This is a genomic window from Sphingomonas jejuensis (assembly GCF_011927695.1).
Classification (GTDB): domain Bacteria; phylum Pseudomonadota; class Alphaproteobacteria; order Sphingomonadales; family Sphingomonadaceae; genus Sphingomonas_K; species Sphingomonas_K jejuensis.
The window spans coordinates 744,330-767,845 of the sequence record NZ_JAATJE010000002.1 but is presented as its reverse complement, the minus strand read 5'-3'; the positions used below and the strand labels follow the sequence as shown (position 1 = coordinate 767,845).

Annotated in this window: 17 protein-coding genes; 12 read left to right on the top strand and 5 right to left on the bottom strand. The window is 69.8% G+C overall.

The genetic code is table 11. The features are described 5' to 3' along the window. Window positions 1–8: 8 nt before the first annotated feature. From kdpB to GGR88_RS13360, 5 genes are all read right to left on the bottom strand, one after another. Entirely contained in the window at window positions 9–2,042 is a 2,034-nt protein-coding gene (gene kdpB, locus GGR88_RS13380; protein WP_167955866.1) for a potassium-transporting ATPase subunit KdpB, read from the bottom strand. Window positions 2,043–2,056: 14 nt separating this feature from the next. Continuing rightward, window positions 2,057–3,760 (bottom strand): potassium-transporting ATPase subunit KdpA, encoded by a 1,704-nt coding sequence (gene kdpA, locus GGR88_RS13375; protein ID WP_167955864.1) that lies wholly within the window; start codon window positions 3,758–3,760, stop codon window positions 2,057–2,059. Window positions 3,761–3,773: 13 nt separating this feature from the next. Further along, window positions 3,774–3,863, bottom strand: a complete 90-nt coding sequence (gene kdpF, locus GGR88_RS13370) for a K(+)-transporting ATPase subunit F (RefSeq protein WP_037531783.1) — start codon at window positions 3,861–3,863, stop codon at window positions 3,774–3,776. Between the two features lie 114 nt (window positions 3,864–3,977). After that, window positions 3,978–4,832: a TorF family putative porin gene (locus GGR88_RS13365; RefSeq protein ID WP_167955862.1), complete on the bottom strand. Its 855-nt coding sequence runs from the start codon at window positions 4,830–4,832 to the stop codon at window positions 3,978–3,980. A gap of 163 nt (window positions 4,833–4,995) precedes the next feature. Further along, complete coding sequence (locus tag GGR88_RS13360; RefSeq protein ID WP_167955859.1) at window positions 4,996–6,396, bottom strand: helix-turn-helix domain-containing protein; 1,401 nt, start codon at window positions 6,394–6,396, stop codon at window positions 4,996–4,998. Window positions 6,397–6,521: 125 nt separating this feature from the next. Here GGR88_RS13360 and GGR88_RS13355 point away from each other — a divergent pair, with 125 nt between their 5' ends. From GGR88_RS13355 to yghU, 12 genes are all read left to right on the top strand, one after another. After that, entirely contained in the window at window positions 6,522–8,114 is a 1,593-nt protein-coding gene (locus tag GGR88_RS13355) for an isocitrate lyase (RefSeq protein WP_167955857.1), read from the top strand. A 12-nt stretch (window positions 8,115–8,126) separates the two neighbouring features. Continuing rightward, the gene (locus GGR88_RS13350) at window positions 8,127–8,309 is read left to right on the top strand and encodes a hypothetical protein (RefSeq protein ID WP_167955855.1); all 183 of its coding nucleotides are present in this window, start codon (window positions 8,127–8,129) and stop codon (window positions 8,307–8,309) included. Window positions 8,310–8,320: 11 nt separating this feature from the next. Further along, window positions 8,321–10,468: a malate synthase G gene (locus GGR88_RS13345; protein WP_167955853.1), complete on the top strand. Its 2,148-nt coding sequence runs from the start codon at window positions 8,321–8,323 to the stop codon at window positions 10,466–10,468. 55 nt (window positions 10,469–10,523) lie between these two features. After that, window positions 10,524–14,438 (top strand): PAS domain S-box protein, encoded by a 3,915-nt coding sequence (locus GGR88_RS13340; RefSeq protein ID WP_167955851.1) that lies wholly within the window; start codon window positions 10,524–10,526, stop codon window positions 14,436–14,438. Between the two features lie 82 nt (window positions 14,439–14,520). Further along, window positions 14,521–14,901, top strand: a complete 381-nt coding sequence (locus GGR88_RS13335) for a response regulator (protein WP_167955849.1) — start codon at window positions 14,521–14,523, stop codon at window positions 14,899–14,901. Beyond that, entirely contained in the window at window positions 14,892–15,302 is a 411-nt protein-coding gene (locus tag GGR88_RS13330; protein ID WP_167955847.1) for a response regulator, read from the top strand. Before GGR88_RS13335 ends, GGR88_RS13330 begins: the two co-directional genes overlap by 10 nt. 101 nt (window positions 15,303–15,403) lie before the next feature. Then, entirely contained in the window at window positions 15,404–17,677 is a 2,274-nt protein-coding gene (gene ptsP, locus GGR88_RS13325; protein WP_167955845.1) for a phosphoenolpyruvate--protein phosphotransferase, read from the top strand. Window positions 17,678–17,738: 61 nt separating this feature from the next. Next, the gene (locus GGR88_RS13320; protein WP_167955843.1) at window positions 17,739–18,530 is read left to right on the top strand and encodes a helix-turn-helix domain-containing protein; all 792 of its coding nucleotides are present in this window, start codon (window positions 17,739–17,741) and stop codon (window positions 18,528–18,530) included. A 68-nt stretch (window positions 18,531–18,598) separates the two neighbouring features. Further along, window positions 18,599–19,513, top strand: coding sequence for a tetratricopeptide repeat protein (locus GGR88_RS13315; RefSeq protein WP_167955841.1), 915 nt, complete (start codon window positions 18,599–18,601; stop codon window positions 19,511–19,513). An 89-nt stretch (window positions 19,514–19,602) separates the two neighbouring features. Continuing rightward, on the top strand, window positions 19,603–20,565 hold the full coding sequence (tilS, locus tag GGR88_RS13310) for a tRNA lysidine(34) synthetase TilS (protein WP_167955839.1): 963 nt from the start codon (window positions 19,603–19,605) through the stop codon (window positions 20,563–20,565). Window positions 20,566–20,607: 42 nt separating this feature from the next. Continuing rightward, the gene (ftsH, locus tag GGR88_RS13305) at window positions 20,608–22,554 is read left to right on the top strand and encodes an ATP-dependent zinc metalloprotease FtsH (RefSeq protein WP_167955830.1); all 1,947 of its coding nucleotides are present in this window, start codon (window positions 20,608–20,610) and stop codon (window positions 22,552–22,554) included. 119 nt (window positions 22,555–22,673) lie between these two features. Further along, complete coding sequence (gene yghU / locus GGR88_RS13300) at window positions 22,674–23,516, top strand: glutathione-dependent disulfide-bond oxidoreductase (RefSeq protein ID WP_167955828.1); 843 nt, start codon at window positions 22,674–22,676, stop codon at window positions 23,514–23,516.

Here is a 23,516-nt window from a genome sequence, read left to right as displayed (position 1 = left end):
CTTGTCCTTTACGCGAGGCCGAGGCCGCCGACCACGAGGTCGATGATCTTGATGCCGACGAACGGCGCGACGAGCCCGCCGAGCCCGTAGATGGCGAGGTTGCGCGCCAGCAGCGGCCCCGCCCCCATCGGCTTGTAGGCGACACCCTTCAGCGCGAGCGGAACCAGCATGGGGATGATCAACGCGTTGAAGATGATCGCCGACAGGATCGCGCTTTCCGGCGTCGCCAGCCCCATGACGTTCAGCACGCCCAGCCCCGGATAGAGCGCCACGAACATCGCCGGGATGATCGCGAAATATTTGGCGACGTCGTTCGCGACCGAAAAGGTGGTCAGGCTGCCGCGCGTCATCAGCAGCTGCTTGCCCAGGCCGACCACCTCGATCAGCTTGGTGGGATCGCTGTCGAGGTCGACCATGTTGCCGGCCTCGCGCGCCGCCTGCGTGCCGGTGTTCATCGCCACGCCGACATCCGCCTGCGCCAGCGCCGGGGCGTCGTTGGTGCCGTCCCCGCACATCGCGACCAGCTTGCCGCCGGTCTGCTCGCGGCGGATCAGCTCCAGCTTGTCCTCGGGCGTCGCCTGCGCGAGGAAGTCGTCCACGCCCGCCTCGGCCGCGATCGCGGCGGCGGTCAGCGGATTGTCGCCGGTGATCATCACCGTGCGGATGCCCATGGTGCGCAGCGCGCCGAACCGCTCGCGGATGCCCGCCTTCACGACATCCTTCAGGAAGATCGCGCCCAAGAGCCGGCCGTCGCGCGACACGGCGAGCGGGGTGCCGCCGGCGCGCGCGATCTCGTCGGTGATGCGGCGCAGCTCGGTCGCCGCCGCCGTCTCGCCCGACCCTGGATTGGCGCGGAAGATCGAATCCACCGCCCCTTTCTGGATCAGCGTGTCGCCAAGGCGGACGCCCGATACCCGGGTCTGCGCCGTGAACGCGATCACCTCCGCGTCCGCCGGCATCGATCGGTTGAGGTCGAACCGGTCGCGCGCCAGGACGACGATCGACCGGCCTTCCGGCGTCTCGTCGGCAAGGCTGGCGAGCAGCGCGGCTTCCGCAAGCTCGGCCTCGCTGGTGCCGCCGACGGGGCGGAACTCGCTCGCCTGACGGTCGCCGATCGTGATCGTGCCGGTCTTGTCGAGCAGCAGCACATCCACGTCGCCTGCCGCCTCCACCGCGCGGCCGGACTTGGCGAGGACATTGAACCGGACCAGCCGGTCCATGCCCGCGATGCCGATCGCGGAAAGGAGCGCGGCGATCGTCGTGGGGATCAGGGTGACGAGTAGCGCCGCCAGGATCGCGACCGGAATGCTGCCGCCGGCATAGGACGCAAAGCCCGGGATCGTGCCGACCGCGATCAGGAAGATGATCGTCAGGCCGACGAGCAGGATGGTCAGCGCGACCTCGTTCGGCGTCTTCTGCCGCTCGGCTCCCTCGACCAGCGCGATCATGCGGTCGAGGAAGCCCTTGCCCGGCTCCACGGTCACGCGGACGCGGATCTCGTCGGAGATGACGCGGGTGCCCGCCGTCACGGCAGACCGGTCGCCGCCCGCCTCGCGGATCACGGGTGCGCTCTCGCCGGTGATGGCGGCTTCGTTGACCGACGCCACGCCCGACACGACCTCGCCGTCCGACGGGATCAGGTCGTTCGTCTCGACCAGCACCACGTCGCCGACCTTCAGCTGGCTGGCGGGCACGCTGTCGAACTGGCGCCCGTCTCCCGACAGGCGCTTGGCGACGAGTTCCGCCTTGGTGGCGCGCAGGCTCGCCGCCTGCGCCTTGCCGCGGCCTTCGGCCAGCGCCTCGGCGAAGGTGCCGAACAGCACCGTCAGCCACAGCCACGCTGCCAGCTGCGCCTTGAACAGCACGCTGAGGTCGTCCTGCCCGACGACCAGCAGCAGCGTCATCAGCGCCGCCACCACCGCGGTCACGAACATGACCGGATTGCGGACCAGCTCGCGCGGGTTGAGCTTCAGGAAGGATGCCTTGATCGCCGGCCCGACCAAGTCGGCCGTGAACAGGCTCTTTGTCTGGATGTTCGCCATGGTGGCTTGCCTCGTCAGAACAGCTGGCCGCGGATCATGCTGAGATGATCGGCGATGGGACCGAGCGCGAGGCTCGGCAGGAAGGTGAGGCCACCCAGGACCAGGATGATCCCGACGAGCAGGCCGACCCACAGGCCGCCGGTGGTCGGGAAGGAGCCCGGGCCTTCGGGCACATATTTCTTCGCCGCGAGCGAGCCGGCGATCGCCAGCATCGGTACGATCACGAAGAACCGCCCCAGCCACATCGCGACGCCCAGCAGCCCGTTGTAGAAGGGCGTGTTGGCGGTCAGCCCGGCAAAGGCGGAACCGTTGTTCCCCGCAGCGCTGGTGTATGCGTAGAGGATTTCCGAAAAGCCGTGGGGCCCGGCGTTGAGCGGCCCGGCAAGACCGGCCTCCAGCACGCTCGACAGCGCGGTCATCCCCAGGATCGCAAGCGGCAGCACCGCGATTGCCAGGACGGCAAGCTTCACCTCGCGGCTTTCGATCTTCTTGCCGACATATTCGGGCGTGCGGCCGACCATCAGCCCGGCGACGAACACCGCCAGGATGGCGAACAGAAGGAAGCCGTAGATGCCCGCGCCCACGCCGCCGACGACCACCTCGCCCAGCTGGATGTTGAACAGCGGGATCATGCCGCCCAGCGCGGTGAAGCTGTCGTGCATCGAATTGACCGCGCCACAGGATGCGGCGGTGGTGACGATCGAGAACAGCGCGCTTGCGGCGATGCCGAAGCGGACTTCCTTGCCCTCCATGTTGCCGCCGGTGATGCCCAGCTGGTTCAGGATCGGGTTGCCCGCCGCTTCCTGCGAATAGGTGATGGCGACACCGGCCAGGAACAGCACCAGCATCGCCGCCAGGATCGCCCAGCCCTGACGCGGATTGCCGACGGCCTTGCCGAAGGTCCAGGTGAGGCCGAAGCCGATCAGGAAGATCGACAGCATCTGCACGAAGTTGGTGAGCGCGGTCGGGTTCTCGAACGGATGCGCCGAGTTGGCGTTGAAGAATCCGCCGCCGTTGGTGCCGAGCATCTTGATCGCTTCCTGGCTGGCCACCGGGCCGAGCAGGATCGTCTGGCGCGCGCCTTCCAGCGTCTGGACGTCGACCGCGCCCGCCAGCGTCTGCGGCACGCCGCTGCCGATCAGGAACAGCGCGTAGACGATGCACAGCGGCAGCAGCAGGTAGAGCGTCACCCGCGTGACATCGGCCCAGAAGTTGCCGATCGCGGCCGCCTCGCGCCGGGCAAAGCCGCGGAACAGCGCAAAGGCGAGCGCGATGCCGGTCGCCGCCGACAGGAAGTTGTGGATCGTCAGCCCCAGCATCTGGCTGAGGTTCGACATGGTGCTCTCGCCGCCATAGCTTTGCCAGTTGGTGTTGGTGGTGAAGCTGACGGCGGTGTTGAAGGCGAGGTCGGGCGACAGGCCCGGCAGCCCCTGCGGATTGCCGGGGAGCACGCCCTGTAGCCGCAGCACGGCATAGGTGAGGCCAAGCAGCACCGTGTTGAAGATCAGCATGCTGACGGCGTAGCGGCGCCAGCCCTGCTCGGCGGTCGGGTCGATGCCCGCCGCCTTGTAGAACCCCCGCTCGACCGGGCCGAGCACGACGTGCAGCGGCGTGCGGCGCCCGTCCAGCAGCGCGTGGAGCCACAGCCCCATCGGCTTGGTCAACGCCAGCAGGATGCCGACGAACAGAAGGATCAGGAACCAGCCCTGGAATGTCATGCCACCGCCCCTTTCAGAAGCGTTCGGGGCGGATCAGCACCGCCACGAGATAGACGAGCAGGCCAAGCGCGGTCAGCGCCGCCAGCCACAGATCGAGTGTCATCGCCGCGGCTCCCTCAGGCGTTGTCGCACAGGCGGGCAAAAGCGAGCGTCAGCGCGAACAGCCCGCCGATGATCGCGATCCAGAGCAGGTCCTGCATGGAAGTCCTCCCTCAACTCAGAAGGCTGCGGTGAGCGAGGCGACAACCGTGCCGCCGGCGATGTTGCCGGTGCCGTCCTGGCCCTTGCTGAAGCTGGGCCGCAGATAGGCCGCTTCGCGGTCGGAGATGTCGGTGTCGACGTAGCTGAGGTTGAACGTCAGGTTCCGCCACGTCGCGTCCGCGCCCAGCGACCAGTCCCAATATCGCCCGGTCGGCGCCACCGCGGTCGCGTTCGGGCCCAGTCCGTCCTGCCCCCAGCTGTGGCCGACATGCGCCTTGGCGGTGATCGGCGTGCCCGGAACGGCCACGGCGGCATCGCCCCATAGGTAAAGATTGTCGTCCTTGGCGCCGGGGTCGGTAAAGACGCCGGCGGCGGCGTCCGCGCCCGTGGCGTACCACTTGCCGATCGCTTCCTGTTCGGGCGCATAGGCGACGCCCGCGGTCAGCGTGGCCGGGCCCGCCGTGCCGCTGAGCTTGGCATAGGGCTCGGCAAAGTCGGTCAGGTCGGCGCCGCCCGGGTACATGTACCAGGTCAGCCCCACGTCCAGCGTGCCGCCGCCGACCGGCAGCCGGTATCCGGCGATCAGGTCGAGCTCCATGTTCGCGCCGCCGAACGTGCCCCAGCCCGCCAGGTTCGACCCCCAGACGCCGGCATAGACGCCGCTGTCATGGGCGACCGTGATGCCGCCCTGCACCGCCATCTCCTGGTCGGTCTGCGACACGCCGCGGAACCGGTAGTCGGACGCGATCGTCGCTGATCCGGACACGGTGATCGTCGGCGGCGGCGCGGTGTCGCCGCCTGTGTCCTGCGCCAGCGCGGGCGCCGACAGGCCAAGGAGGAAGGCGGCAGGAAACAGTTTGGTGCAGGTCATGATCGTCCCCAAAGGACGCGCGCACCCGGTCGCCGGGCCACGTCCAGGGAGGGCAACTAGGCCTCAGCCGCGTAGCGTTTCGAGAGCGGTTCCGGCCTTTCGCATAGCGCTGGCATAGTGCGCGGAACCCGGCCGCCGGTGCGGTCGGTGCGCCGCGACCGCCTCAGATCGCGCGGAACGGATAGGGCGCGAGCGGCCGGCGATTGGGATTGATGTCGAGCGCGCGGGTGATCGGCGGCAACGACCGCTCCCGGCAGTCCGGCCGTTCGCACAGGTGGCAGGCCGGGCCGATCGGCGTCGGCTCGAGCGGCTGCCGGCCATAGACGGTGCGCCCGCCCTCCGCCGCGTCGCATCCCATCACCAGCAGGCTCGGTCGCCTTGTGCGCGATCCGGTGATCGCACGCGCCCAGGTCAGGTATCGTTGCCCGTCGGGCAGCTCCACCAGGTCGACGATGGTCTCGCCCGACCGCTGCATGGCCAGGTGTGCGCGCCATCGCGGGCACCCGCCGCCGAAGCGTGCGAACGGCGCGCTTGCCAGCGCCAGCCGCTTGGCGACGTTGCCCGCCACGTCGAGGTTCAGGAAGAACAGCGTCAGGCCGGGCGCCGAGCTCCGCCCCAGCGTCGTCAGCCGCTGTGCGGCCTGCGCGACCGACACGCCGAACCGCGCCGCGATGAGGTCGAGGTCATAGCCGCTGGCCTCGGCGGCAGCATGGACGCGGCCATAGGGCATGACGAGGGCGGCCGCGGCATAATTGACCAGCGTCTGCGCGGTCAGCGCGCGCGTTTCCGCATCGGGCGGGGCGGCGGTGGCCAGCACCTCCGCGATCGGATCGGACAGCGCCGTACGCGCCAGCTGCGCGGCGATGGCGAACAGCCGCCCCGATGCGCTCAGCCGCTCCGACAGCATCAGCCGGCGGCGATGGAGGTCATAATGGTGGAGCGCGTCGCCCAGCACGTCCTGCCCGACGACGCGAACGGCGATGCCCGGCGTTTCGCCCAACCGTGCGACCATGGCCGCGCGCAGCGCCTCCGGCCCCTCGCCGAGTGCGGCGGACAGCGCCTCTGCTGCCGTGTCGATGCCGGGAAAGTGGCTCTGCTCGCCCTCGATCCAGTCGCGCAGCCATCCGATCGGCGACGCCGCAGGCGCATCGGCCCCGCCCGCCGCCGATTCGATGCGGCCGGGCAGCTGGCGCAGGTCGACCAGCGCGCGGTACAGCCGCTTCACCGCCTCGGCGACGTTGGGATAGTTCTCGGCGACCTCCAACACCTCCTGCCGGCCGATCGCCAATTCGCGAACGAGGTCGTCGGCCAGGATCTCGCCCAGGTCGCTCGCCGCCGCCTCGCCCGCGCCCGCGACAAATCCGCGCACGTCCAGGTCATAGGTGTCTGCCAGCCGCAGCAGCATGGGCGCGGTCAGCGGGCGCTGGTTGCGTTCCAGGTGATTGAGGTAGCTCGGCGACACGCCAAGCTCGTCCGCCATGCGCGTCTGGGTGAGGCCCAGTTCGCGCCGCAGCATCCGCAGACGCGGACCCAGGTAGAGCTTGCGATCGCGCGTGGCAGCCATGGTCGCCCTGTCACAATGTGACAATGATACTAAGTCGGAACCGAAGAATGCGTCAATAATCGCCCTGTTCGCGTCGCGCCGGCGGGCCCATCCCCTAGGCAACAAGACCGTCAGGGGATGCCATCATGTCGTACGAAAACGCCGTTGCCGAAGCGCGCGATCTGATCAGCGAACGCGGCGACGCCTGGAGCGCGATCACCGCCGAGGGCGTCGCGCGCATGCGGCTGCAGAACCGCTTCGGCTGCGGCCTCGACATCGCGCGGGCGACGGCCGCGACCATGCGCGCCGACATGGCGGCCTATGATGCCGACCCGTCGCGCTACACCCAGTCGCTCGGCTGCTGGCACGGCTTCATCGGGCAGCAGAAGGCGATCAGCATCAAGAAGCATTTCGGCAGCCTCAAGGGCCGCTACCTCTACCTGTCCGGCTGGATGGTCGCGGCGCTGCGGTCCGAGTTCGGGCCGCTGCCCGACCAGTCGATGCACGAGAAGACGAGCGTGCCGGCGCTGATCGCGGAACTCTACACCTTCCTGAAGCAGGCGGACGCGCGCGAACTGGGCGGGCTGTTCCGCGATCTGGACGCCGCCCGCGCCGCCGGCGACCGGGAGCGCGAGACCGCGCTGATCGCCGCCATCGACGGGCATGAAAGCCATGTCGTGCCGATCATCGCCGACATCGATGCCGGTTTCGGCAATGCGGAGGCGACCTACCTGCTCGCCAAGAAGATGATCGAGGCGGGCGCCTGCGCGCTGCAGATCGAGAACCAGGTGTCGGACGAAAAGCAGTGCGGCCACCAGGACGGCAAGGTCACGGTCCCGCACGAGGACTTCCTGGCCAAGATCAACGCCTGCCGGTACGCCTTTCTGGAGCTGGGCGTGGATGACGGCATCATCGTCGCCCGCACCGACTCGCTGGGCGCCGGCCTCACCAAGCAGATCGCCTACAGCCGCGCGGCCGGCGACCTCGGCGACCAGTACAATGCCTTTCTGGATTGCGACGAGGTGACCGACCTCGGCGCGCTTCGCGGCGACGTGGTGATCGAGCGCGACGGGCGGCTGATGCGGCCGAAGCGGCTGGCATCCAACCTGTTCCAGTTCCGGCCCGGCACGGGCGAGGATCGCTGCGTGCTCGACTGCGTCACCGCGCTGCGGAGCGGTGCCGATCTCCTCTGGATCGAGACGGAAAAGCCGCACATCGAACAGATCGCCGGCATGGTCGACCGCATCCGCGCGGAGGTGCCGGACGCCAAGCTCGTCTACAACAATTCGCCGTCGTTCAACTGGACGCTGAACTTCCGTCAGCAGGCCTATGATGCCTGGGCGGCGGCGGGGCGCGATGTGTCGGCCTACGAACGCGGCGCGCTGATGAGCGTGATCTACGACACCACGGAGCTGGCGGCCGAAGCCGATGAGCGCATCCGCACCTTCCAGAAGGATGCAAGTGCCAGGGCCGGCATCTTCCATCACCTGATCACGCTGCCGACCTACCACACCGCGGCGCTGTCGACCGATCTTCTCGCCCGCGATTACTTCGGGGAACTGGGGATGCTCGGCTATGTCGCCGGCGTGCAGCGGCGGGAGATCCGCGACGGCATCGCCTGCGTGCGCCACCAGAACATGTCGGGCAGCGACATCGGCGACGATCACAAGGAGCTGTTCGCCGGCGACGCCGCGCTGAAGGCGGGCGGCGTGCACAACACCATGAACCAGTTTGCCTGAGGAGAGGACGCCATGGACACCCAGACGACAGACCAGCCGACCGGACCGAGCCGCGCCCGCGCGGTCTTCTCCAGCGAGGATTTCAAGCTGCTGCGCGACGCGGTGCTGAGCCACCTGAAGCGCGACGACATCCAGGATTCGCCGGTTTCGGTGAAGTTCTCGAACCTCTATCACCGGCTGGGCCGGCTCGGCTGACGGAGGCTCTGGTGCAGGATTACCGCGAACGCGCCGGCCTGTTGGTGGCGGCGGAATTGGCTGCGTTCGTGGAGGACGCGGTGCTGCCGCCGCTCGGCATGGACGCCGACACCTTCTGGTCGGGCGCGGCCGGGATCTTCGCCCGGTTTGCGCCGGAGAACGCCGCGCTGCTCGCCACCAGGGCCGACATGCAGACCGCGATCGACGCCTGGTTCGACACACGGCGCGGGCAGCCGTTCGACAGCGCCGCGCACACGGCCATGCTGCGCGACATCGGCTACCTGGTGCCCGAACCCGCACCGTTCGCGATCGACACGGCAGGCGTCGATGACGAGATCGCGCGGCGCGCCGGGCCGCAGCTGGTGGTGCCGATGCTGAACGCGCGCTTCCTTCTCAACGCCGCCAACGCGCGCTGGGGCAGTCTGTATGACGCGCTCTACGGGTCGGACGTCATCCCGGGTAAGCAGGGTGCGGGGTACGACCCCACCCGCGGCGCGCTGGTGATCGCGCGCGCCAAGGCATTCCTGGACGATGCGGTGCCGCTCGCCGACGGGCGCTGGGCCGATCTCGGCCGGGCGGCGCCGGTGCTGCGCGATCCGTCGCAGCTCGTCGGGCACGGTGCCGACGGCCGGACGGTGCTGCTGCGCCATCACGGCCTCCACATCGAGGTGCGGTTCGACGACACGCATCCGGTCGGGCGCGACGATCCGTCCGGCATCGCCGATGTCGTCCTGGAAGCCGCGCTCAGCACGATCTGCGACCTGGAGGATTCGGTTGCCGCGGTCGACGCGGCGGACAAGGTCGCGGGCTATGCCAACTGGCTGGGGCTGATGCGGGGCGACCTGGTCGAGCGCTTCGCCAAGGGCGGCCGGGACGTGACGCGCCGCCTGTCCGGCGATCGCCGCTACCGCACGGCAGAGGGAAAGGAGCTGGTGCTGCCGGGACGCAGCCTCCTTCTGGTGCGGAACGTCGGCCTGTTGATGACCACGCCGGCCGTGCTGCTGCCGGGCGGCGGCGAGGCGCCGGAAGGCATCCTCGACGCGCTCGTCACCGCGCTGATCGGCCTTCACGATCTGCGCGGCCTCGGCCAGCACCGCAACAGCCGCGACGGATCGATCTACATCGTCAAGCCCAAGCTCCACGGGCCGGCGGAAGCGGCGTTCACCGACCGGCTGTTCGATGCGGTGGAGGACCTGCTGGATCTGCCGCGCCACAGCATCAAGGTCGGCGTGATGGACGAGGAGCGCCGCACCAGCGCGAACCTTGCCGCCTGCATCCACGCGGTGCGCCACCGCATCATGTTCATCAACACCGGCTTCCTCGACCGCACCGGCGACGAGATCCACACCGCGATGCGCGCCGGGCCGGTGCTCCGGAAGGGCGCGATGAAGGACGCGGCCTGGATCAAGGCGTACGAGGATCGCAACGTCCAGATCGGCCTCGCATGCGGGCTCGCCGGGCGCGCGCAGATCGGCAAGGGCATGTGGGCGATGCCCGATCGCATGGCCGACATGATTGGGCAGAAGGTCGCGCATCCGCAAAGCGGCGCGACCACCGCGTGGGTCCCCTCGCCCACCGCCGCGACGCTGCACGCACTCCATTACCATGCGGTCGACGTGGCCGCGCGTCAGGCCGCCCGTGGACAGGAGCCGGTGGCGCCGCTCGCCGACCTGCTCACGCCCCCGCTCTCCGCCGGCCGCAACTGGTCGGACGCCGATGTGCGCGAAGAACTCGACAACAATGTGCAGGGTCTGCTCGGCTATGTTGTTCGCTGGATCGATGCGGGGGTCGGCTGCTCCAAGGTGCCAGACATCCACGATGTCGGCCTGATGGAGGACCGGGCGACGCTGCGCATCTCGTCCCAGCACATCGCCAACTGGCTGCTCCACGGCATCGTGTCGCGCGACGAGGTGGCGGCAAGCCTGCGCCGCATGGCCGCCCGCGTGGACGAACAGAATGCCGGCGATCCCGCCTACCGCCCGCTTGCCCGCGACAGCCTGGCGCTCGCCGCGGCGGAGGCGCTGATCCACGGCGGGGTTGCGGCGCCGGGCGGCTACACAGAACCCGCGCTGCACCGCTTCCGGCTGGCGGCAAAGGCGCTTGCGGGACAGGAGCCGGCTGAGGCCGATCGGCCGGTGGAGGCGCTGGCGCTGGGCTGATCGGACCGTCCCGACGCTTCCGCATTCTTAACCTGCACCCGCTACGCTTCCGCGCATGACGAACTCTGTCGCGACGGCGGCCGGCCGCAAACCCGAACCTCTTGCGCTTGCGCTTGGCGTGCTGGCGACCGCCGCCGTGTTCGGTTCGCTCGCCTATGCCGGGCTTGAACTGACGCGGTCGGGCAGCCGGATCGCTGCGTTGTGGCTGCCCAACGCGGTGCTGGTCGGCATCCTGCTGCGCACCCGCACCAACAGCTGCCCGTGGTTCGTCGCCGCCTGCTTCCTTGCCAACGTCGCCGCGAACATCGCGGGCGGCGATCCGCTGACCGCGGCGGCCGCGCTCGCGCTTGCCAACGCGGTCGAGGTGATGGTCGCCGTGGCCGCCATGCGGATGACCTTTGGCCGCAATCCGGAGGTGGCGGACCTCCGCACGCTGGGCGGCTTCCTTGCCGTCTTCATCCTTGCGCCGGTCATCTCCGGCATCATCGCGGCGGCGGCCCTCGCCGCGCACGGTCGCCTGACCCCCGGCACCTATGCTTCCTGGGTGATCTCGGACGGGCTGAGCCTCGTCATGCTGACCCCGCTCATCCTGGTGGCGGTGGACGCCTGGCGCATGCGCCGCCGCCCGACCCGCGCGCAGCTGCTCGACTGGGTGCTGCTGACCGCGCTGGCGCTGGTCGGATCGACCATGATCTTCGCGCAGGAGCGCTTCTCGCTCCTGTTCCTCACCTGCCCGGTCGTGATCGTCGCGGCGTTCCGCGGCGGCATCGCCGGCACGGCGGCGGCCACCGCGATTGTGGCGGTGGTCGCGTCCACGGCCACCATGCTCGGCCACGGCCCGATCATGCTGGTGGAAGGCGACGTGTCGGCCAAGATCATGGTCTTCCAGATGTTCCTGGCCACCGCCTTCGCGATGGGTCTGCCGGTCGCCGCTGCGCTCGCCGGGCGGGAGGCGCTGCGCCGCCAGCTGTGGGACGCGCAGACCTTCACCACCACCATGCTCGACAATGTGCAGGAGATCATCTTCCGCACCGACGCCGCCGGCCGCTGGATCTTCCTCAACCCCGCCTGGGAGACGCTGACCGGCTATGCCATCGAGGAAAGCCTGGGCTGGTCCACCACCCGGCTCCTCCACCCGGACGATCGGCAAGTCGCGCTCGAGACCTATCCGATGATCACGAGCGGCGAGGTGGCGGAAACGACGCTGCGCCAGCGCTTCTACCGCGCGGACGGGGAATGCCGCCACATCGAGGTGCGGGTCCGCCGTCTGGTCGACGCAACCGGCACCTTCATCGGCACCACCGGCAACATCCGCGACGTGAGCGAAGCCGTGCAGCGCGAGGCGGCGCTCGCCGACAGCGAGGCGCGCTTCCGCTGCATGGCGGAAGCCGCGCCCGTCGGCATCTTCCGCGCCGATGCCGACGGACAGATCACCTATCTGAACCGCCTGTGGAGCGAGAAGACCGGGATGCCGCTCGAGGAGTCGCTGGGCAGCGGCTGGCGCCGGGCGCTCGTTGACCCGACCATCTTCGACGGCGACCCAACCTTTGCCGGGTTCAAGACGCCCGGCGACGTGCGGCGCCGCACGCTGAAGCTGCGCGGCGCGGGTGGGCAGGACCTGTGGATGGAAACGGTCAACGCGGCCGAGTTCGACGAGGCGGGGACGCTGACCGGCTTTGTCGGCGTGCTCGTCGACGTGACCGACCAGCGCGCCGCGCTCGACGCCTTGTCGGAAAGTGAGCGGCGCTTCCAGACGCTCGCCAACCTCGCGCCCGCCGGCATCTTCCGCACGGACGTCCTTGGCAACTGCGCCTATGTCAACGACGCCTGGATGCGGATCACCGGCTTCGACGACGACAGCTGGAAGGGCGATGGCTGGGCCGTCGCCGTGCATCCGGACGACCGCCAGCGCATCTACGACGCCTGGGCGAACGCGGTGGCCACGCGCAGCGCCTATCGCGAGGAATGGCGCTGGCAGCGCAGCGACGGGTCCGTCGCCTGGGTGGACGGCGTCGGCCGGCCGGAGGTCGACGAGAGCGGCACGATTGCGGGCTTCGTCGGCGTGATCATGGACATCACCGAACGGCGCATGGCGGAGGCCAAGCTGGCGGAGCGTGACGCGCAGCTGGAACTGCTCGCCACCAACGCCACGGACGCCGTGTTCCGCATCGGGCTGGATGGCCGCTGCCTTTATGCATCGCCGTCGGTCCGCCGCGTGACCGGCTTCAATCCCGAGGAGATCGTCGGCCGGCAGATGCTCGCCCGGTTCCACCCGGAGGACTGCGCAAACGCCACCGACACCTTCCTCAGCCTGGCGAGCGGCGCGGTCTCCAACCGCATCGTCGCCTACCGGTCGGAGGTCGCGGGCGATCCCGGGCGCTACCAGTGGCTGGAGGCGAACTGCGGGCTGGTGCGCGATGCGGATGGCCGCCCGGCCGAAATCATCGCCTCGATCCGCGACGTCACGCACAAGAAGGCGCTGGAGGAAGACCTGCGCCAGGCCCGCGCGACGGCCGAGAACGCGGCAACCGCCAAGGCCGCGTTCCTCGCCAACATGAGCCACGAGATCCGCACCCCCATGAACGGTGTGCTCGGCTTCACCGAACTGCTGGCGAGCAGCGACCTCAACGAGGAACAGCGCCATCAGGTGCAGCTGATCACCGAATCCGGGCGCGCGATGATGCGCTTGCTGAACGACATCCTCGACATCTCGAAGATCGAGTCGGGGCAGATGCAGGTGGCGAACGAACCCATCGACCTGCGCCACAAGCTGCGCAGCTGCGCGCGCCTGATGGAGCCGGTGGCGGTGTCCAAGGGCATCCACCTGGCGATCGACGTCGATCCGCGCCTGCCGGCGACCATCCTGGGCGATCCGCTGCGCATTCGCCAGGTGCTGCTCAACCTCATCGGCAACGCCATCAAGTTCACCGAACATGGCAGCGTGACGGTGAAGGTCACCGCCGCCCCCGGCGACGGCACGGTGTCGATCGCCGTGATCGACACGGGCGTCGGCATCCCCGCCGACCGCCTGTCGACGATCTTCAATCAGTTCGCGCAGGCCGACACCTCCATCGCGCGGCGCTTCGGCGGCACCGGCCTCGGCCTGTCGATCAGCAGCGAGCTTGCGCGCCTGATGGGCGGATCGATCAGCGTGACGAGCGAGCTCGGCCGCGGATCGACCTTCGTTGTCCGCTTGCCGCTGGTCGTCACCGCGGGCAGCCCGGTCAACGACGCCGGCGCGGCGCCGGTGGAGGAGCCGGCACCGCCCGCGGCAAAGCGCGCGCGTGTCCTGATCGCGGAAGATCACGACATCAACCAGATGCTCATGCTGTCGCTGGCGGGCTCGGCCGGCTTCGACGCGGCGATCGCGTGCGACGGGGCCGAAGCCGTGATGATGGTGCAGGAAGCGCAGAACGAAGGCGCGCCCTATGACCTCGTCTTCATGGACATGCAGATGCCGGTGGTGGACGGGCTGGAGGCGACCCGCCGGCTCCGCGGCCTCGGCTTCTCGGCCGATCAGCTGCCGATCGTGGCGCTGACCGCCAACGCCTATCAGGATGACGTCACCGCCTGTCGAAAGGCCGGCATGCAGGCCCATCTCAGCAAGCCCGTGCGCGTGCGCGAGGTGAAGGACGTGATCGCCCGTTACGTGACGCGGCTGGCCCCCGCCGCGGCCGACGTCGCCGATCGCCCGGCCCCCGCCCGGTCCACCGGGGATCTTTATGGCGACCGGCGGGACGCAACGCTGGCGGCGGTTGCGGCCGCCGTGCGCGCCGGCCGGCTCGACGGGCACGACCTGACCCAGATCATGGACCTGCTGCACAAGCTTGCGGGCACCGCGGGCTTCTTCGGCGAAGGTGCGCTGGGAACGGCCGCGGGAGAGCTTGAGGAGCGGCTGATCCATGCCGCGCCCGACGCCGCCTTCGATGTTCTGGCAGACGGGTGGGAGAGACTGTCCAGGGCGGCCTGATCCCCGCCCGCCCCTCCGGCTTGCCATGCAGCCGATCGTCGGGTGAAGCGTTCCGCCGATTTGGCGAACTTAGGGACAGCGCGTGGGCAGGATCATTTTGGTTGATGACGACGAGATCGTCGCCGGTCTCGTCCAGGACGCCTTCTTCGCCGCCGGCCACGCGATCGGATGGTTGAGCGATGGGCAGGCGGCGCTCCAGGTCATCAAGCGGCGCCCGCCCGACCTCCTCATCCTCGACTGCAACATGCCGGGCCTGTCGGGCATCCAGCTGCTTCGCGTCATTCGGGAAACGCCCGGGCTCCACGAACTGCCCGTGCTGATGCTGACCGCGCGGCAGAGCGAGAATGATGAACGCATCATCCGTTATGAAGGCGCTAACGACTACATGTCCAAACCGTTCGACGCGACGCGGCTGGTGGGCCGCGCCGAATCGTTGATGAGCGGAGTGACACCGTGGAACTGAACCCTGCCGGCGGATCCCCTCGCAAGAAGATCATGATCGTCGACGACGATCCCGCGATCTGCGACGTCGCGGCGCGGATGCTGTCGGAGGCCGGTTACGGCGTCGTCACGGTCGACAATGGCGACGATGTCATGGAGGCCGCCTGGGACGAGGGGCCGGACCTCGTTCTCCTCGACTGCAGCCTGCCGGGAAAGCCCGGGCTGGCGCTGCTCGGCGAATTGCGGGCGTCGGCGCGGTTCGAGGCGACGCCGATCGTGATGGTCACCGCCAGGCGCAGCCTGTGGTCGGAAAAGTCGGCGCGCGACCAGGGCGCCAACGGCTATATCCGCAAGCCGTTCGAGCGGACCGAGCTGCTGATCGCCGTCGCCAAGCTGACGCGCGACCTGCCGCAGGCGGCCTAGGGCGGGCGCCGGCCACGCCGTAGCGGCCAAAGTTTTTCTTGCCGCCTCCCCTCTCGCGGCCGGGGGAGACTGGCGGGGATGCCTCTGCTAGTCGTGCGTCCATGCCGTTGAATGCCGTTGCTTCCGCCCGCGAGATCCTGACGCGCCTGCACGACGTGATGGCGTCGCGCGCGGGCGCGCAGAAGAAGCTCGACCAGGTCGTCGGCATCATCGGCGAGGCGCTCGATAGCGAGGTCTGCTCCATCTACCTGCTGCGCGATGGCGCGCTGGAACTGTTCGCCACGCGCGGGCTGAAGCAGGAGGCGGTGCACGTCACCAAGCTTGCGCCGGGCGAAGGGCTTGTCGGCACGATCGCCGCCGACGTGGCGACGCTCAACCTGGCCGAGGCGGCGACCCACCCCGATTTCGCCTATCGGCCCGAAACCGGCGAGGAGCTGTTCCACAGCTTTGCCGGCGTGCCGATCGTCCGTCGCGAACGGTCGGTGGGCGTGCTCTGCGTCCAGCATGCCGATCCCCGCCGCTACGAGGAGCTGGAGATCGAGACGCTCCAGACCGTCGCCATGGTGCTGGCCGAACTGATCGCGGGGGCCGGCCTGGTTGACGAAACGAGCGCCGGGCCCGGCACCAGCCGCGGCACCGCGCCCGTGCGGCTCGTCGGGCAGAAGCTGGTGGAGGGCATGGCCGCCGGTCACGCCGTCTTCCACCAGCCGCGCGTCACCATCGAGCACACGGTCGCCGAGGACACGGAGGCGGAGCGCCACCGCGTCTATTCCGCGTTCGACAAGATGCGCGAGCAGATCGACCGCATGGCCGCGCAGGCCGAATTCGGTGTCGGCGGCGAACATGAGGAGGTCCTCCAGACCTACAAGATGTTCGCCTATGACGAAGGCTGGAGCCGGCGCATCAACGAGGCGATCGACAGCGGCCTCACCGCCGAGGCGGCGATCGAGCGCGTGCAGCAGCGCACCCGCATGCGGATGCGCCAGATCGACGATCCGCTGCTTGCCGACCGGATGCACGATCTGGAGGACCTGGCGAACCGCCTGCTGCGGATCGTGTCGGGGCAGATCGGCACGGCCGCGCAGCACGGCCTGCGCCAGGACACGATCCTGATCGCGCGCAACCTGGGGCCTGCCGAACTCCTCGAATATGACCGCCGCCGGCTGAAGGGCGTTCTGCTGGAGGAAGGCTCGCTCACCGCGCATGTCACCATTGTGGCGCGCGCCATGGGGGTGCCCGTGCTCGGCCGCGTGCGCGACGTCCGCCGCCAGGTCGGCGAGGGCGACCTGATCCTGCTGGACGGCAGCACCGGTGCCGCCTTCGTCCGGCCCACGGTCGCGATCGAGGAAGCGTTCGACGCCCAGCTCGCCGCCGGGCAGAAGCGGCGCGCCGCCTTCCAGGCGCAGCGCGGCGCCGCGCCCGTGACGCGCGACGGCACCCGCATCGCGCTGATGGTGAACGCGGGTTTGCGCGACGACGTGTCCGCGCTCGACGTGACCGGCGCCGACGGCATCGGCCTGTTCCGCACCGAGTTCCAGTTCCTCGTCTCCGCCACCCTGCCCCAGCGCGAGCGCCAGCAGCGCCTGTACCGCGAGGTGCTGGACGCCGCCGGCGACCGGCCCGTCATCTTCCGCACCGTGGACATCGGGGGCGACAAGGCGCTCCCCTACATGCGTGACGAGCAGATGGAGGACGAGAACCCGGCGATGGGCTGGCGCGCGATCCGCCTCGCGCTGGAGCGGGACGGCCTGATGAAGGCACAGGCCCGCGCGCTCCTGGGCGCGGCGGCCGGGCGGACGCTCTCCGTCATGTTCCCGATGATCTCCGAGCCGTGGGAGTTCGATCAGGCCAAGGCGCTGTTCGAGGCGCAGCGCGCCTGGATCGAGGCGCGGGGCAAGCCGCTCCCGCGGGAGGTGCGCTACGGCACCATGCTGGAGGTGCCGGCCTTGGCCGAGTGCCTGGACACGCTGCTGCCGCGCGTCGACTTCCTGTCGATCGGCACCAACGATCTCACCCAGTTCCTGTTCGCCGCGGACCGCGCCAACCCGAAGCTTGCGGAGCGCTACGACTGGCTGAGCCCGGCCATTCTCCGCTTCATCCGCCGGGTGGTGGTCGCCTGCGACGCGGCGGACGTGCCGGTGGCGGTGTGCGGAGAGATGGGCGGCCGGACGATCGAGGCGATGGCGCTCCTGGCGATCGGCATCGAACGGCTGTCGATCACCCCGGCGGCGGTGGGACCGGTCAAGGCGATGGTGCGCTCGCTGGATCTGGGGGCGGCCCGCGCGATGATGGGGCCGCTTCTGGATGCGCCGCCCGGTGCGATGCGCCAGGCGCTGACCGCCTGGGCGCAGGACAACGGCGTCGAGCTGTCCTGATGTTGACGAACCGCCGCACGCCTTGCGACATGGGCGCGGCGGCAACGGGCGGGGTGAGGGCATGAGCGACGAGTTGAACGCAGTTGACGCAGGCGGTGGCGCCACCGCCGGCGAGCGGCTGCGCCAGGGCCGGCTCGCCGCCGGGCTCGAGCTTTCCGACGTCGCCACCCGCACGCGCATCCCGCTCCGCCACCTGGAGGCGCTGGAAAGCGACGACTACGGCGCGCTCCCCTCGCCCACCTATTCGACCGGCTTTGCCAAGGCCTATGCCCGCGCGGTCGGCGTGGACGAAGTGGCGATCGCCGCCGACGTGCGCCGCGCCATCTCGCTCGGCGGGCGGGAACGGCATGAATATGTCGCGTTCGAACCCGCCGATCCCGCGCGCACCCCGCCGCGCCTGCTTGCCTGGACGGCCGCGATCATCGCCGTGCTGCTGCTGGTCGGCTATGGCGTGTGGCGCAACCTGAGCCTGCCGACCGACGCGCCGCCCGCGGCCGAGGTCGCCGCCGCCGATCCCGCGGCCGACGTCGCGCCGGCGCCGGCACCCGCGCCGCAGCCCCAGCCACCCGCCGGCGGGCAGGTGGTGCTGACCGCCAACGACAGCGTCTGGCTGCGCGTGTCGGACGCCGCCGGCGGCCGCCTGTTCGAGCGGGAGCTGTCCGCCGGGGAGCGGTACGAGGTGCCCGCCGATGCCAATGGACCCCGCATCCTGACGGGGCGCCCGCAGGCCCTGACCGTCACCGTCGGCGGGCGGGAGGTCGCGCCGCTCGGCCCTGCCGACCGCACCGTCAGCAACCTGCCGATCGACGCCGCATCGCTCACCGCGCGGGCCACGGCGGCGCCGGGCAGCTGACCCGCTTCAGCGGGGAGACAGGCTCCGGCCGCCATGCTACCCGCCGCCACCAACACGACGGAGCCCCGATGATCCGCCCCCTGCTCGCCCCCGCCCTTCTCGCCAGCGCCCTTCTGACCGGCGCGGCACCCGCCGCCGCGCAAAGCGACGTTGATGCGCGTGTCGCCCGGCTGGAGCGGGAGCTTCGCGCCGTCCAGCGCCAGGTCTTCCCCAACGCCGGCCGCGGCGACGCGCCGCAGGTGCTCCAGCCCGAAATCGTGCCGCAGGCGCCCGGCACAACCGCGCCCGGCAACCAGGCCAACACTGCGCTCGCCAACCTCACCAGCCGCGTTGCCGCGCTTGAAGCGCAGCTGGCCGAGCTGACGGGCCAGGGCGAGCAGGCGCAGTACCGCCTCCGCCAGCTCGAACAGCGCGTCGAACAGATGGCGCAGGACCTTGCCCGCCGGCCGGAGCCCGCCCCCGTCACCCCGCCCGTGCTCGGCACGCCCGCGCCCGCCGCCGGTGGCGGCGCGCGTCCCGCCGCTCCGGCCGCCGCGGCCGATCCGGCGCGGGCCGAGCGCGTTGCCGCGGTTCAGCGCCCCAGCACCGGCGATGCCGCGGAGGACGGCTATGTCTACGGCTTCCGCCTGTGGCAGGCGCAGCTGTATCCCGAAGCGCAGGCCGCGCTGAAGGCGGTCGCCGACGCAAACCCCAATCATCGCCGCTACAGCTGGGCGCAGAACCTCCTCGGCCGCGCCTATCTGGACGACGGCAAGCCCGCGCTCGCCGCCATCGCCTTTCTCGACAATTACGAGAAAAAGCGCGACGGCGAACGCGCCGCCGACAGCCTCTATTATCTGGGCATGAGCCTGATCGCGCAGAACAAGCGCGCCGATGCGTGCCGCGTTTTTGGTGAGTTCACCGACGTCTACGGCACCACCGCCCGCCCCGAGCTGATCGCCCAGGTCGCCGCCGGCCGGACGGAGGCCCGGTGCCGAAGCTGATCCACGCGGCCGCCGGCGCGACGGACGGCCGGCTGGCGAAGCGCTGATCGCCGATGCCGGATCACGCGGCCGGCTTTGACCTTCGCACGGTGGCACGGTTCGCCGCCGATGCCGACCGTCACCGGATCGTCGCGGATCGGCTGCTGGTCGCGGTGTCCGGCGGCGCCGACAGCCTCGCCATGCTGCTCCTGGCGCGTGCGGCGCTGGGCGATGCGGTCGCCGCCGCCACCGTCGATCACGGCCTCAACCCGGATGGCGCGCGCTGGGCGGCCGATGTCGCGGCGCTGTGCGCGCGGCTCGGCATCGCGCACGACGTGCTGACGCTCGACGTCGAGATCGATGGGGAGGGGCTGCAGGCCGCGGCCCGCCGCGCGCGCTACGATGCGCTGGCGGCCGCCGCCGTCCGACGCGGGCGCGACACCGTGATCACCGCCCACCACGCCAACGATCAGGCGGAAACGCTGCTGATGCGGCTGCTGCGCGGCAGCGGGCTGGCCGGCCTGTCCGCGATCCGGGCGGAGCGCGCGCTGGACGTTGGCGTGCGGCTGGTGCGCCCACTGCTTGGCTGGCGGCGTGCCGATCTGCAGTCGGTGGTGGCCTCCGCCGGGCTGGAGGCGATCGTCGACCCTGCCAACGCCGATCCCCGCTTCGACCGCACCCGCGCCCGCGCGCTCATCGGCACCAGCGATCCACGGCCTTTTGCGCGCGCGGCCGATCATCTTGGCCAGGCCGAAGCCGCGCTCGCCTGGGCCGCGACGGAAGCGGCGATCACGGCCTTGGCGCGTGATGGCTCCGGCTGGTGGCTCGATCCGGTCGGCCTCCCTGCGGAGATCGTCCGGCGCCTTGTCCTTTCAATCTTTTCGGAAGCGGGCCACCATCCCGACGGGCCGGGGCTCGACCGGTTGCTGCAGCGGCTCCGCGCCGACCAGTCCGGAACGCTCGGCCCGCTCCTCGCCCGCCCCGGCGCGCGCTGGCGGTTCGAGAAGGCGCCTGCCCGCCGCGTGCGATCGACGGACGACCCGGACCCGGTGGCAAGCGCCATTGTCCATTAAGGGTCCTGTGCCTATCTTCGGCCTGAACCCCAAGGAACGACGATGACCCCCAAGAAGGATCCCGAGACCAACCCCTGGATGAAGACCGCGCTGGTCTGGTTCGGCATCTTCGCCGCCATCATCCTGTTCGTTTCGGTGTTCGACGGCAGCAAACAGCGGGTGACGGGCGACAGCATCGCCTATTCCGACTTCCTGTCCCGCGTCGACAACGGCCAGGTGCGCGATGTCGCCATCGGCGACGATGTGGTCAGCGGCACGCTGACGGACGACACCGCGTTCCGCACGGCCGCGCCCAACGATCCGCGGCTGATCGACCGCCTGACGGAAAAGAACGTGAAGTTCTCGGCGCGTCCGCGTGACGAGCCGAGCTTCTGGATGATCCTGCTCTACCAGTCGCTGCCGTTCCTTCTGCTGGTCGGCCTCGCCTTCTTCGTGCTTCGCCAGATGCAGAAGAACTCGGGCTCGGGCGCGATGGGCTTCGGCAAGTCCAAGGCAAAGATGCTGACCGAGAAGCACGGTCGCGTCACCTTCGACGACGTCGCCGGCATCGACGAATCGCGTGAGGAGCTGCAGGAGATCGTCGATTTCCTGAAGGATCCGTCCAAGTTCGCGCGCCTCGGCGGCAAGATCCCGAAGGGCGCGCTGCTCGTCGGCAGCCCCGGCACCGGCAAGACGCTGCTCGCCCGCGCCGTCGCGGGTGAGGCGGGCGTGCCGTTCTTCACCATTTCCGGCTCCGACTTTGTTGAGATGTTCGTGGGCGTCGGCGCCAGCCGTGTGCGCGACATGTTCGAGCAGGCGAAGAAGAACGCGCCGTGCATCGTCTTCATCGACGAGATCGACGCGGTCGGCCGTCATCGCGGCGCGGGCCTCGGCAACGGCAATGACGAGCGCGAGCAGACGCTCAACCAGTTGCTGGTCGAGATGGACGGCTTCGAGGCGAACGAGGGCATCATCATCATCGCGGCGACCAACCGCCCCGACGTGCTCGATCCCGCGCTGCTGCGTCCCGGCCGTTTCGACCGCCAGGTCGTCGTCCCGCGCCCCGACATCGAGGGTCGCGAGAAGATCCTCGCCGTCCACTCGAAGAAGCTTCCGCTGGCGCCCGACGTCGACATCCGCACCGTTGCGCGCGGCACGCCGGGCTTCTCCGGCGCGGACCTCGCCAATCTCTGCAACGAGGCGGCGCTGATGGCGGCGCGCAAGGGCAAGCGCCTGGTCGCGATGCGCGAGTTCGAGGAAGCCAAGGACAAGGTCATGATGGGCGCCGAAAGGAAGTCCATGGTCATGACCGAGGACGAGAAGAAGGCGACCGCCTATCACGAGGCCGGCCATGCGCTCGTCTCCCTGCACGTGCCGGGCTGCGACCCGCTCCACAAGGTGACGATCATCCCGCGCGGTCGTGCGCTGGGCGTGACGTGGAACCTGCCGGAGCGGGACCGCTACTCGATGTCGATGAAGCAGATGAAGGCGCGGCTCGCGCTCTGCTTCGGCGGCCGCATCGCGGAGCAGCTGATCTATGGCAAGGACAGCCTCAACACCGGCGCGTCCAACGACATCCAGCAGGCGACCGACATGGCCCGCTCGATGGTGATGGAATATGGGATGAGCGAGAAGCTCGGCTGGCTCCGCTACCGCGACAACCAGGACGAGGTGTTCCTGGGTCATTCGGTGGCGCGCTCGCAGACCACGTCGGAGGCGACCGCGCAGCTGATCGACTCGGAGGTGCGTGCCCTCATCGAGGAAGCGGAGGCGACCGCCCGCGGCGTCCTCACCGACAACCTGCATGAGCTGCACCGGCTGGCCGAGGCGCTCCTGGAGTATGAGACGCTGACCGGCGACGAATCCAAGCGCGCGATCGCGGGCGAGGACATCGGCCGCAGCGATGGCGACAAGCACCGCCCGGCACCGATGTCGAGCGGCGGCAGCTCCATTCCGAAGACCCGGCGGCCCAAGGGCCCCTTTGGCGATCCGGCTCCGGCCGGCGCCTGACACGATCCATTCGAAGGGCCCGGGCGCGACACGCATCCGGGCCCTTTTTCGTTCAACCGTCCGTTCGCGCCCGGCGCCCGATCGATCAGCGGTGCCCCGCGCTTGGAAGGAGCCACTCCATGACCGATTATGTCCCGCCCGAGGTCTGGACCTGGGATGCCGAGAACGGCGGCCGCTTTGCCAAGATCAACCGTCCGGTCGCCGGCGCCACGCACGACAAGGCGCTGCCGGTCGGCCGCCATCCCTTTCAGCTTTACTCGCTGGGCAGCCCCAACGGCGTGAAGGTGACGATCCTCTTGGAAGAGCTGCTCGCCGCCGGACATGCGGGGGCGGAGTATGACGCCTGGCTGATCGACATCTCCGAAGGCGAACAGTTCGGCAGCGGCTTTGTCGACATCAATCCGAACTCGAAGATCCCGGCGCTTGTCGACCGCAGCGGCGCCGAGCCCCTCCGCGTGTTCGAATCGGGCGCGATCCTCGTCCATCTGGCCGAACGGTTCGGCGCCTTCCTGCCCGCCGCGGGGCCGGCACGGACGGAATGCCTGTCCTGGCTGTTCTGGCAGATGGGAAGCGCACCCTTCCTCGGCGGCGGCTTCGGCCACTTCTACGCCTATGCGCCCGTGAAGATCGAATATGCCATCAACCGCTACGCGATGGAGGCCAAGCGCCAGCTCGACGTGCTCAACCGCCGGTTGGCGGACAGCGCCCATGTCGCGGGCGACGACTACACGATCGCCGACATGGCGATCTGGCCCTGGTATGGTCAGGTGGTGCTCGGCGACCTCTACGACGCCGCCACCTTCCTGTCGGTCTCCGACTATCCCCATCTGCTGCGCTGGGCGGAGCGGATCGCCGAACGCCCCGCGGTTCAGCGCGGCCGCCGCGTAAACCGCACCTTCGGCGACCCGACGATGCAGCTGCGCGAACGCCACCACGCCGCCGACTTCGACCAGACGGCCTGA

Excerpts from the sequence above, each read along its gene's own strand:
- kdpB (WP_167955866.1), bottom strand. The coding sequence starts at position 2,042 with ATGGCGAACATCCAGACAAAGAGCCTGTTCACGGCCGACTTGGTCGGG.
- kdpA (WP_167955864.1), bottom strand. The coding sequence starts at position 3,760 with ATGACATTCCAGGGCTGGTTCCTGATCCTTCTGTTCGTCGGCATCCTG.
- kdpF (WP_037531783.1), bottom strand. The coding sequence starts at position 3,863 with ATGACACTCGATCTGTGGCTGGCGGCGCTGACCGCGCTTGGCCTGCTC.
- GGR88_RS13365 (WP_167955862.1), bottom strand. The coding sequence starts at position 4,832 with ATGACCTGCACCAAACTGTTTCCTGCCGCCTTCCTCCTTGGCCTGTCG.
- GGR88_RS13360 (WP_167955859.1), bottom strand. The coding sequence starts at position 6,396 with ATGGCTGCCACGCGCGATCGCAAGCTCTACCTGGGTCCGCGTCTGCGG.
- GGR88_RS13355 (WP_167955857.1), top strand. The coding sequence starts at position 6,522 with ATGTCGTACGAAAACGCCGTTGCCGAAGCGCGCGATCTGATCAGCGAA.
- GGR88_RS13350 (WP_167955855.1), top strand. The coding sequence starts at position 8,127 with ATGGACACCCAGACGACAGACCAGCCGACCGGACCGAGCCGCGCCCGC.
- GGR88_RS13340 (WP_167955851.1), top strand. The coding sequence starts at position 10,524 with ATGACGAACTCTGTCGCGACGGCGGCCGGCCGCAAACCCGAACCTCTT.
- ptsP (WP_167955845.1), top strand. The coding sequence starts at position 15,404 with ATGCCGTTGAATGCCGTTGCTTCCGCCCGCGAGATCCTGACGCGCCTG.
- GGR88_RS13320 (WP_167955843.1), top strand. The coding sequence starts at position 17,739 with ATGAGCGACGAGTTGAACGCAGTTGACGCAGGCGGTGGCGCCACCGCC.
- GGR88_RS13315 (WP_167955841.1), top strand. The coding sequence starts at position 18,599 with ATGATCCGCCCCCTGCTCGCCCCCGCCCTTCTCGCCAGCGCCCTTCTG.
- ftsH (WP_167955830.1), top strand. The coding sequence starts at position 20,608 with ATGACCCCCAAGAAGGATCCCGAGACCAACCCCTGGATGAAGACCGCG.
- yghU (WP_167955828.1), top strand. The coding sequence starts at position 22,674 with ATGACCGATTATGTCCCGCCCGAGGTCTGGACCTGGGATGCCGAGAAC.